Annotated in this window: 11 protein-coding genes and 1 pseudogene; 6 read left to right on the top strand and 6 right to left on the bottom strand. The window is 68.2% G+C overall.

What is annotated here, in order from left to right; all coding sequences use genetic code 11:
- The first annotated feature begins 66 nt into the window (after positions 1-66).
- The 3 genes and pseudogenes from ACFY2X_RS46920 (at position 67) to istB (ending at position 1668) form a co-directional block, all read left to right on the top strand.
- Positions 67-222, top strand: coding sequence for a hypothetical protein (locus ACFY2X_RS46920; RefSeq protein WP_389951879.1), 156 nt, complete (start codon positions 67-69; stop codon positions 220-222).
- Positions 223-602: 380 nt separating this feature from the next.
- Positions 603-881 carry a hypothetical protein gene (locus ACFY2X_RS46915; protein ID WP_389951876.1) on the top strand — a complete coding sequence of 93 codons (279 nt, stop codon included), beginning with the start codon at positions 603-605 and terminating at the stop codon, positions 879-881.
- Positions 878-1668 (top strand): annotated as a pseudogene (gene istB / locus ACFY2X_RS46910) (IS21-like element helper ATPase IstB). Before ACFY2X_RS46915 ends, istB begins: the two are co-directional and overlap by 4 nt.
- Here the strand turns inward: istB and ACFY2X_RS46905 are convergent.
- Entirely contained in the window at positions 1665-1946 is a 282-nt protein-coding gene (locus ACFY2X_RS46905; RefSeq protein ID WP_389951873.1) for a hypothetical protein, read from the bottom strand. The pseudogene istB and the gene ACFY2X_RS46905 overlap by 4 nt on opposite strands.
- A gap of 517 nt (positions 1947-2463) precedes the next feature.
- The gene (locus ACFY2X_RS46900) at positions 2464-3744 is read right to left on the bottom strand and encodes a hypothetical protein (protein ID WP_389951871.1); all 1281 of its coding nucleotides are present in this window, start codon (positions 3742-3744) and stop codon (positions 2464-2466) included.
- A 282-nt stretch (positions 3745-4026) separates the two neighbouring features.
- Between ACFY2X_RS46900 and ACFY2X_RS46895 the strand changes: the two genes are divergently transcribed.
- Entirely contained in the window at positions 4027-4380 is a 354-nt protein-coding gene (locus ACFY2X_RS46895; protein ID WP_389951868.1) for a transposase family protein, read from the top strand.
- Positions 4381-4508: 128 nt separating this feature from the next.
- Here ACFY2X_RS46895 and ACFY2X_RS46890 read toward each other — a convergent pair whose 3' ends face one another.
- From ACFY2X_RS46890 to ACFY2X_RS46880, 3 genes are read right to left on the bottom strand one after another with little or no spacing between them, the layout of a single operon-like run.
- Positions 4509-4802: a DUF1330 domain-containing protein gene (locus tag ACFY2X_RS46890; protein WP_389951865.1), complete on the bottom strand. Its 294-nt coding sequence runs from the start codon at positions 4800-4802 to the stop codon at positions 4509-4511.
- 32 nt (positions 4803-4834) lie between these two features.
- A complete protein-coding gene (locus ACFY2X_RS46885) occupies positions 4835-6268 on the bottom strand; it encodes an MFS transporter (protein ID WP_389951862.1) in 1434 nt (477 codons plus the stop codon).
- A complete protein-coding gene (locus ACFY2X_RS46880) occupies positions 6265-6723 on the bottom strand; it encodes a MarR family winged helix-turn-helix transcriptional regulator (protein WP_229894102.1) in 459 nt (152 codons plus the stop codon). Before ACFY2X_RS46880 ends, ACFY2X_RS46885 begins: the two co-directional genes overlap by 4 nt.
- Before the next feature lie 604 nt (positions 6724-7327).
- On the opposite strand from ACFY2X_RS46880, the gene ACFY2X_RS46875 reads away from it, so the two are divergent.
- On the top strand, positions 7328-7987 hold the full coding sequence (locus tag ACFY2X_RS46875) for a recombinase family protein (RefSeq protein WP_389951858.1): 660 nt from the start codon (positions 7328-7330) through the stop codon (positions 7985-7987).
- Between the two features lie 415 nt (positions 7988-8402).
- Here the strand turns inward: ACFY2X_RS46875 and ACFY2X_RS46870 are convergent, their stop codons facing one another.
- On the bottom strand, positions 8403-9494 hold the full coding sequence (locus ACFY2X_RS46870; RefSeq protein WP_389951855.1) for a WD40 repeat domain-containing protein: 1092 nt from the start codon (positions 9492-9494) through the stop codon (positions 8403-8405).
- A 240-nt stretch (positions 9495-9734) separates the two neighbouring features.
- Between ACFY2X_RS46870 and ACFY2X_RS46865 the strand changes: the two genes are divergently transcribed.
- Positions 9735-10115: a recombinase family protein gene (locus ACFY2X_RS46865; protein ID WP_389951852.1), complete on the top strand. Its 381-nt coding sequence runs from the start codon at positions 9735-9737 to the stop codon at positions 10113-10115.
- Positions 10116-10310 lie beyond the last annotated feature (195 nt).

Below are 10310 nucleotides of genomic sequence, written 5' to 3'. Positions count from 1 at the left end.
CCCCGTCCTTGAAGTCCTGATCGAACTTCCGTCGCGTCTCTGCCATCGCCGTCCCCCTTTAAGGCGATGTCTCTACGTTACGAGGGGAAGCCCAACCAGGGCGAAAAAGAGCAGCAGTTCGCCATCGCCCTGGCCCTCTGCGCCCAGGCCAACGCCACCCTCGCGGTAGCCGCCGCGCTGGAGAAGGCGGCTGATGCCATCGCCAACGCAAGCGAACGGTGAAGACCCGCGGGGTTCCACCTGTGCTCGTCGGTCCTCGCCCCAACGGGGCCCACGACGAGCCACGGCCGACGCTGCCTGTGCTCGTCGGTCCTCGCCCCAACGGGGCCCACGACGAGCCACGGCCGACGCTGATCGTGGACATGTGACGTCCGCGGCGGCCGTCGAACGCGTCTTCGACCGGTAATACTGGAGATCCTGATCCGCAAGCCCGGCGCGCTACCGGGCGCGACCGCTCTGGACCAGGCCCGCGCGGCTGGCAAGTTCACCCGGTCCACGACTCCTGGTGGGCGGCCGCCTGCAAGGCCCACGACGACCGGGACGGCACCCGCGCCCTGATCGAGATCCTGCTACTGGCCCGCCATATCCCCACCGAGCATCTGGTGACCGGCCTGGCCGCCGCACTGAATGCAGGCGCCCTCACCGCCGACGCCGTCGCCTTGGAGGCCCGGAAGGCAGCCGAGGACGACGAGCAGCACGAATCTCCAGAGCCCGAGCAGCCCAACGAAGGCGAGGGCGCGAAGGTGACCTTCCTGACCGAACGGCGCCTGGCCCACCTTCCCCGAGACACCAGACCGCTGCCCTCGGTGGCGGTCTATGACCAGCTCCTCAAACGCGCTCGACCGGCTGGCGAGCGTCCTGCCCAGGAAGGAAGCTCATGACCAGCACCCGTCTCCGCGGCATGACCGAGCAGGCCGCCCAGGCCTCCATCGACCAGGCTTGCCGGATGCTCCGTCTGCCCAGCATCCGCGCCGCGTTCCCCGACCTCGCCGAGTCCGCCGCCCGCGACCAGATGTCCTACCTGGGATTCCTCGCCGAACTCCTGCTGACCGAGTGCGACGACCGCGCCCGCCGCCGCTCCGGACGCCGCATCAAAGCAGCCCAGTTCCCCCGCGACAAATCGCTGCGCGCCTTCGACTTCGACGCCAACCCCAACATCGACCCCGCCACCATCAACACCCTCGCCACCTGCGACTGGGTCAAGAAGGGCCAGCCCTCTGCCTGATCGGCGACTCAGGAACCGGCAAGTCCCACCTCCTCATCGCGCTCGGCACCGAGGCCGCGATGAAGGGCTACCGGGTCCGCTACACCCTCGCGACCAAGCTGGTGAACGAACTCGTCGAAGCCGCCGATGAGAAGGTCCTGGCCAAGACCGTCGCCCGCTACGGGCGGGTTGACCTTCTCTGCATTGACGAGCTCGGCTACATGGAACTCGACCGTCACGGCGCCGAACTCCTCTTCCAGGTTCTGACTGAGAGGGAGGAGAAGAACAGCGTCGCCATCGCGAGCAACGAGTCGTTCTCTGGCTGGACCCGCACTTTCACCGACCCTCGGCTCTGCGCCGCGATCGTCGACCGGCTCACCTTCGCCGGCAACATCATCGAGACCGGCACCGACTCCTACCGCCTCGCCCAAACCAAAGCGCGCGCCGAGCAGGCCGCCAGCTAATCCGGGCCGTCATCGGGCGGCAGGAGCCCGCACGCGCTGGTGATATCACCGGTTTCGATGAGATCCCGGATGGCGTCGGCCATCGTGACGAAGCCGGGCTCGCGGATCACGACCAGGTCGGTGCAGTAGAAGTAACGGCCACTCAAGCATTCGCCGGACTCCTGCCACCGGGCCATGATCTCGGTGATCACCGAGGGATGCATGAAGGTCGCGTATCGGCGAGTACCGTCTGGCAGCTCGATCGTCGCGTCAGCCTCACGAGCCGACGCGGGATCCATGCCTTGCCTTCCCAGCGAGGGATTACGAGCTCAAAGGCCGGATCGACGACCCTGAAGAAAGCCCCATCGACCTTGATCTCCGTCACCCGCCCGATGATAGGTCCCCACCCGCCGCCTGTCCTGGTGCTCAAATCCATCAACACAAACGGGCGCAACGATCACCAGATGGTGCTCGGGCGGACCAACATGTGGTGCTCTCCGAGACCTTCATAGCCACCCACAGGTTCGCCGTCGACGGCACCTGGATCCGCCGCCACACCACCGGGCGGACCTCCCGCAGGGTGACCTTGAGCTGGTGGATGGTACCCATGGGTGGCCCTGTCCCTTCGAGGTGTCCGGCGGCGACGGGCGTCACGGTAACGTCAGCCCGCGCCGACCGGGACGCCCTTATCGGGACTCCCGCCGCATCGTGACCTACGTCAACGACGGCCAACCGCGGACGGCTTAGCGTACGTTTTCGTTCCGCTGGTCGCGCGGGTGGCCGTCGCTTGGTCGAGGCTGAAACGCCCACCAAGCGTTAGGCGGCCCGTGCGAGCCGGTCCAGCGTGCGCTTCAGGGCCGACTCACCGCGCGTGAATACCGACTGCGGGTCCACCCCTGCCGGGCACTGCCATCGCAGATAGACGGCGACCGCACCTTTCCGTACGGCTACCGCCACATGAGCATAAGAGTCGCGATAGCCGGATGTGGCGGTCACCTTCGGATGACGCGCGGCGAACCGCTCAACCTCCCCCGTCCACTCCCCGTGCCGGAAGGCCGTGACCGACGGCGCGATGCCTTTCGCGTTGGTTTGCTCGCTGTGGACGAACCCCGGGTCGGAGTATCCGCAAGGGTCCGGCGGCAGGGGGCCCATCGGGTCATCGTGCAGCCAGGCCCGCCGTACCTGCTCGGCCTGCTGCTCGTCACGGGCCAAAGACACCATCTCGTGCACGGCGACCTCGCCGAGCAGCGAGCGCTCCACGGAGGGTACGAAGCTCGGAAGGTGCTCCCTGGACACCACGGTGCTGCAGGACATGTCGTTGTTCATCGATGGCCCCTCCCCCTGCTCCCGGAACTGGCGCGGCTTGCCGGGTTCCGGCCAGACCTTCATCTGCTTGCCGTAAACGCCGGGATCGGGCAGAGCACGGACCACCCGGGCCGTTTGGTCCTGAGCACGCGGTCCTGTCACGGAACCATCGGCCACGGCCAGCACGGACTCGGAGACCTTCAGCCCCGTCTCGGCCCAATCGCTGTCGGGAGACCCGAAGCTGCCGCGGATCTCCCACCCCAGGTCGACGACCCACGCGCCCTTGTTCACCACCAACTGCCCTGTGGTGAACGGCTTGTAGAAGAACGAGTCATCGGTGTCGCGCCCGCTCCGCCCGCTGGTGACGACCTGCACGCCCAACCAGCCGCCACGGTTGAAGGCGGACACGGTCGTCTTCCCCTCCATCCCCTCACCCACGCCGCCGATCGCCGGGCCCGCGCAGCCACGAGCCACCCCTGCGGCCTGGGCCACCAAGCGAGCCGCCTGCGCCGTGTCGGGCATCAGCATGAACCGCGCGTGGACGGGCGGGTCAGTCTTCAGATGAGCGACCAAGGCGGGAAATGCCTGCGGCTCGGCGGGTTCCCTGGTGCCAAGCGTGTTCAGGCAAAGCTGGAAAACATCACCCACTGCGGGGAAGGGCGTCTGCCCACGCAGCTCGAACTCGCGCAACTGGTGTGCGACCTCCTCAGGCGAGCGGGCGGGCTTGGTGAAACGCGGCGGTTCCACCGAGACACCGCACCCGGTCAGCACCAGCACGATGACGGTAAGCAAGATCCGGCTCATACCGATGAGATGGAGTCCGCCGGCCGAAAGTTCACGCCAAGCAGCGATGTCAAGCGTCGACGTACGTCCCGAACATCCCGTCTGAGATCAGTTAAGGCGGACGCTACCCTTCACAAAGGGGTCCCGGTAGTAACGGCAGAAACAACGGATATGCAGGTCAGCGGTCCGTTTTCCAAACTGTGCTCGAAGGTTCTTGCAGGGGCTTCAACCTGCGTATCCGTTGGAAATTTCTTCATTGCTACTGGGACCTCCAGACGCGGCGGGGAGGCCGTGCTGATCGACGGCACCCTCATCCCCACCCGCCGCCGCACCGGCAAGGACAACCGCAAGAACTATTCGGGGAAGCACAAGCGCCACGGCCTGCACTTCCTCGCGCTCACCGACGAACGCGGACGCCTGATCTGGATCTCCGCCGCGAGGCCCAGGCGCACCCACGACATCACCGCCGCCCGCCACGACCACATCGTCGAGCACCTGAAAGCCGCCGGCCGCGCCCCCGTCGAGCACGGCTTCGCGCACCTGAAGACCTGGCGCATCCTCACCAAACTCCGCACGAGCCCCGCCCGCGCCACCAACCTGCTCCGCGCCATGCTCGTCCTGACGAACCTCGAACTCGACCGCTGACAGACGATCAAGACCGAAGACAGCCGCCCACGACCAGCACGAGCACCCCACGAACCCCGCCACACCAGCAGCCGCACCAGCGAAAACCAAGATGGTGGATCTTCAGTGAAGATCCGACTGGACCTCGGTCAGTCGATGCCTTCGACGATGCGGAAGTCGCGCTCGACGCCGTCGGAGAGGACGACCAGCGCCTCCTGGTAGGCCGCACTCTCGTGCGCCGCGACGGCCTGCTCGAAGCTGTCGAACTCGATCAGGACGACGCGCTCGGCGATTCCGGCGTCATGCGCCACGACCCGACCGCCACGGACGAGGACCCGACCGCCCCCGGCCTTGACGGCCGGACGGGCCAGCTTGTTGTAAGCAGCCAGCTTCTCAGGGTCTGAAATGGTGCGGTAGACGCTGACCCAGTAGCCCTTGGGCATGGAACCTCCAGTGTTGGATGAGTGCATCTGACTTACGGGTTGGTCTCGGACGAGCGTCGGCGGGCGAGAGCGAGGCTTGTCAGCGTCGTGATCGCCATGGCGCCGATGCCGACCAGCGCCGCGGTGGTGTAGGCGCTGTCGTCGGGGAAGAGGTGGCCGGGGCCGGTGCCCGCGGCGAGGATCAGGCCGCCGATGGCGCTGCCCAGGGAGTACCCGACGCTGCGGACGACGTAGTTGAAGCTCATGGCGCTCGACGTCTCGTTCTTGGGGGTGACGGCCAGGATGACGCCGGGCATCGCGGCCGAGAAGCCGCCGACGCCGAAGCCGAGCACGCCCATCGCCGCGAACAGTTCGGCCAGGTCCGACCGGGCCGCCGCGAACAGGGCGAACCCGCCGCCGACCACGACGGCGCTGCCGGCCAGGAGCAGGGGGTCGGCGATCCGCGTCCGGACCCGCGGCGTGAGCTTGCCGGCGACGAACCCCAGCACCGAGAACGGGATGAGGACCAGCCCGGCGACGAAGGTCGTCAGCCCGAAGCCGTAGCCGGCGCCGTGCGGCGTCTGCGCGTACCGGGTGATGAGCGTGAGCAGGAGGTACATGCCGATCCCGCCGACGAACATGGCGAGGTTCGCCCCGGCGACCGCCGGGTGCCGCACCGCCCGCACATCGACCAGGGGCGTCGTGCTGCGCAGCTCGATGACGGCCCAGACGCAGATCAGCACCACCGCGACGACGGCGAGGCCCGCCGCCACGGCGAGGTGCCGGCTCCACAGATTCCGTTCGCCGGCGAGGAACAGCACCAGGAGCAGCGCAGCGGCCAGGACGACCGTGCCTGCCACGTCCACGTGGGCGGAGCGGCCTTCGGGGGCTTCGGGCATGGAGCGCCACGCGGTCAGGAGGGCGGCGGCGGTGACGACCAGGCCGAGGCCGTAGGCGGCCCGTACCCCGCCGAGCTCGGCGAGCAGTGCGGCCAGTGGGTAGCCGACGCCGGCCCCGATGATCGAGACCACCGAGATCAGGGCGATCACGGCCGCGCTGCGCTCCTCGGGGAGGTGGTCCCGGGCCACGCCCATCATCAGCGCCGTCAGCCCGAGCCCGACGCCCTGGGCCGCCCTGCCGGCCAGCAGCCACGCGAACGGCAGCGGCAGCACGGTGAGCGCGCTGCCGGCGACGACGACCGCCAGCGTGGCGAGGATCGTGGCCCGCCGGTGCGGGCCGGCTCCGAGCCGGCCCAGGACCGGCGTGGCGACGGCGCCGCTGAGCAGCGCGACGGTCAGCGTCCACTGCGCGCTGCCGAGCGAGACGTGGAACGAGGTCGCCACGCTGGTGATGAGCGGCGTCCCGAGGCTGGCGACCGCCGCCACGACCAGAGCGATGAACATCAGGGCGGGGACCAGCAGCCGCGCCTCGGAACGCGCCACCGGGAATGCCTTCACCGCGACCCCGCCGACCGGCTGCCCGGTCACTGCTTCGGCCCTTCGCGGTCCTGGCTTTCGAGCTCTGCCAGATGCTTCAGCGCCGGAAGGGCCGCCACCAGCGCCTCGACCTCGTCGCCGGTGAGCTCGCCGATCAACCGCTCGAACGCGTGGACGCCCGCCTGGCGCCGCGTCCGGACATAGGAGGCGCCGGCCTCGGTCAGGCACACCAGCGTGACCCGCTTGTCGGACGCGTCGCCCCGCCGCTCGACCAGGCCGGACTCCTCCATCACCCGGACCAGGGCGGTCATCGCGGGCTGGGTGACACCCTCGACCGCGGCCAGATCGGTGATGCGCCGCGGGCCGGTCCGGTCCAGGGTGGCCAGGGTGGCGGCGGACGTCAGGCTCATGTCCCGGGGCAGGCGTCTCGCGGCCCTGGTGGCCAGGCCGTAGAGGGCTGCCCCGATGGCGGCGGACGCGCCAGGAGCGGTGTCTTGACGACTCACGCTCGAAGCATAGCATTTTTATATTCATAGTTTATGGAAATGCTTTGGCGAGTTCCGCCCTTCTGGACACTCTCAGAGCACCGACCCCAGGCCTGGACTGGTCCAACCCGAACCTGGCGCAGCTGACGAACCCACGATCGGTCGCGGCCGCCGAGCGGGATCTCGTCGTCGCCCTGCACGACAAGATCGTGGATGCGGGCGACATTCGTCACCCACACGGCCGCCGTCCGCTCTCGCGCCCGATGCGACGTCGACGGAATCGTCTTGTTCGACGGGGACGTACGCCCTGTCCGGGTCGGGCCCGACGAGCCCTGTGACGCCGTCATCGTCGAAGTCCAGGCGTGCTTGGAGAAACGATCTCCAAAGAGCAGCGCGACGACAGCTTGATCCACAGCGCTAACCCCGATGGCGAGTGGGGGCGCAATCGGCTGACTCCGCCCCCATCGGCGGATCCAATCAGAACCCGGCCCCGACCTGCATCGATGAGCCGTCTATCCAATCAGATCCGACCCACAATTCCGCCCCCCCCTTTCGCCCCCTACGATGGCGGCTGAAGGCCGTCGGCCACCTGTCCGCCAGTCCGGGGGAAGGGACACGCTCCGAAATGGCCGACCGCATCTACCTGCGGCACTCCACCGACAAACAGACCGACGCCCGTCAACGCCACGCCTTGGCCGCCCTGCGGGCCTCCGGCGCGCCCGTCTACGAGGACCCCGCCACCTCCAGCCGGCAGCTCTCCCTGGACCGGGCCGGGTTCACCGAGCTCCTGCATGAGGCCGCCGTCGGCGACACCATTCGCGTCGCCGACGCCGCCCGCCTGTTCCGCTCGGTCGCCGACATTCTCGCCCTGCGCCCCGTCCTGATCCGCCGGGGCCTGCACCTCCGCGTCGAATCCGGGCTGCTGTCAGGCATCGACCTGGCCTCAGACGACCCTGGCACCAAGATGATGGTCTCCGTCCTGACCGCCGTACTCGAATTCCAGCGTGACATGATCAGCGAGAACACCCGCGAAGGCGTCGCCGCCGCCCAAGCCTCCGGCAAGACCCTCGGCCGACCTGCCGCCCTCGACCCGGGCAAGGCCGCCGACGTCGTCACCGCCTACCAGGAAGGCGCCGCCATCAAAGCCCTCGCCCGCCAGCACCAGGTCGCACCCAAGACCATCCGCCGCATCCTCGACAACGCCCAAGCGCGCCAGTTCCCCGACCAGCTCGACACCCTCCCGCCCCTGAATGGCGACAAGCCCCACCCCGAAGCCGACCCGTAAACGACACTCGACCTACCCGGCCTGCTCGCCGACCACCTGCGCACCGCCGGCGACGACGCCGTTCGTCAAGCCATCAACAACGGAAGAACCATCCGCCGAGGCCAGGGCCGCTCCGTTCGCATCATCGCGCCGCCCTCGCCGCCGACACCGCCGGACCAGCCGAACGCAAAGCCCACCGGGTCTACGCCATCCGGATCAAAACCGCCGAACAGCAGCCAACACCAGGCAACTCACCCACACACCCACATCAGGGCCTACCAAAATCATTCTCAGCGCCAACCGCTGGTCCTGGATTCCTCAACCCCGGACTCCAAGGTGGGAGTCGACGACTGTCCCTTTCTCCCGTACCTGGTACCGCCTGAGGGGCGACATGTTCACCGCCACCATGCGCCGCGAGCGTTGAACGCCCGCCCGGTCAGCCGCCGGGCTTGGTGAACTCTAGGCCGTCGAACCGGAACACCGTGACGCGGCCGGGGTAGTCGCCGACCGCCAGCAGCTGGCCATCGGCGGAGAACTCAACCGTGCGGTAATAGAGTGATGGCTCGCCGGGTACAACGAAGCACGGCTCCAGCGGCTGTCCGGTCGCGGCGTCATAAACGATGACCGGACCTTGGATGCGGGCGCCGGCGAGCCGGGTGCCGTTGGGTGACAGCGCGACGTCAGCCAACCTGTCTTCGATCGTCCAGCACAAGGCACCGGATTCCACCGAGACGCCGCAGCATCCCAACGTCTCACCGCTCGCGACAAGAAGCTGCTCGGTCCGGTCGAACATCAGCTTGCCGAGCCCACGGGCATTATCGGCTCTCGTCGGGAAGGGGTACGGGGCACCGAGCACTCGCTGGCCGGTGTCGACATCCCAGATCTCGAGGTCGTACTCCGTATCGCGGTTGTCCGGGTGGTGGATGAGGCCGACGAGCCGGCCCGACGGAGACAGGGCGGCGGCGCCGGTCCGCGAGGGCTCGCCCGCCGGAAGATCGAGGCACGAATGGCCATCCGGGCCCAGCACGCGCAACGTGTGATCGTCGGACACCAGTATCCGGCCAGCGACGGCGTCCCGCCCCAAGCGGGTGCGGGGCAGGCGCTGAACGTGACCGGTGGCGAGTGCCACCGTGTGGCTCGTGTCCCCCCCGCTGCTTGTGTTCCGGACGGTGAACGTCAGGTGTGATCCGTCCGGTTCGAACGCCATGTCATGGACCGCTGAGTTCCGCGACGCATCGGCGTACACCACCCGGCGGGCACCGGTCCGTAAGTCGACGGTCTGCACCTCGGAGCCGAGCTGCAGCCTGACCCGGTCAGGAATGCCGCGGGCGACCGCGAGGGTGCCGCCGTCCGGGTGCAGGGCGAACGCGACGATCCCGTTGGTCGCCGGCGTCGCGCACTGGACGACGACGTCGCCCGGCTCGGTCGCGGCGACGTCACGCAGCACGGCGTACCCGTCACGCATCTTCTCGGTGACGATCTTCTCCAGGGCCTCGCGTGCCGCGCGCTCGCTGCCGAACGACTTCATGCGCTCCTGAGGCTTCCCGGCACCGGTCCACCAGCTCCGGTGCAGCTCGACCCCGTCGGCCCGGAGCTCCAGATATTTGGGCTTCGAGGTTCCGGGATGGGTCAGGAGAATCCGCTCACGATTCATAAGGGGCAGCGTAGAGATCTCCACCGTCAGAAATCATCAGCGCGTACGGCGGGGCCAGCAACGCCACCACCTGGAAGCCATCGAGAACCGACCTGGGAAGGGACACAATCGGGCATGGCCGACCGCATTTACCTTCGGCATTCCACCGACAAGCAGACCGATGCCCGCCAACGACACGCCCTGGCCGCGCTACTGGCCATCGGTGCTCCCACTTATGAGGACCCCGCCACTTCCAGCCGCCAGCTCTCCTTGGACCGTGCGGGATTCACCCGGCTCCTGCATGAGGCCGCCGTCGGCGACACCATCCGCATCACCGACGCCGCCCGTCTGTTCCGCACCGCGCCGCACTGGAGCAGAGCGCCGCTCTCGCCGCCAGCACCGCCGGGCCTGCCGAACGCAAAGCACATCGCGTGTACGCCGCCCGCATCACGAACGCCGGCCAACTATGACACTTGGCACGTGACCGATCTACGCCGTCCAACGTCAATCCGCTGACCAGCAACTACCTCGGCCCGCCGTGGCCTGTTTCCGCCGTATTCGTGGACCGCCGCATATCGCATCTGATGCGAATTGGCGACACCTCGTGCCCGACGACGCATCCAATGGATTCACCGCCCGCACGGTCACCAGATGCTCCAGACACTGGCCGACCCGGCAACGCCCATCACCCACGAGACGCTGGATGAGATG

It is taken from the genome of Streptosporangium sp. NPDC000396, from assembly GCF_042898655.1.
Lineage (GTDB): Bacteria > Actinomycetota > Actinomycetes > Streptosporangiales > Streptosporangiaceae > Streptosporangium.
This window is presented reverse-complemented; position numbering and strand designations above follow the sequence as displayed.

Coding starts and splice junctions, on each gene's coding strand:
- ACFY2X_RS46865 (WP_389951852.1), top strand. CDS start 9,735: ATGGCCGACCGCATTTACCTTCGGCATTCCACCGACAAGCAGACCGAT.
- ACFY2X_RS46920 (WP_389951879.1), top strand. CDS start 67: ATGTCTCTACGTTACGAGGGGAAGCCCAACCAGGGCGAAAAAGAGCAG.
- ACFY2X_RS46875 (WP_389951858.1), top strand. CDS start 7,328: ATGGCCGACCGCATCTACCTGCGGCACTCCACCGACAAACAGACCGAC.
- ACFY2X_RS46905 (WP_389951873.1), bottom strand. CDS start 1,946: ATGGATCCCGCGTCGGCTCGTGAGGCTGACGCGACGATCGAGCTGCCA.
- ACFY2X_RS46890 (WP_389951865.1), bottom strand. CDS start 4,802: ATGCCCAAGGGCTACTGGGTCAGCGTCTACCGCACCATTTCAGACCCT.
- ACFY2X_RS46870 (WP_389951855.1), bottom strand. CDS start 9,494: ATGAAGTCGTTCGGCAGCGAGCGCGCGGCACGCGAGGCCCTGGAGAAG.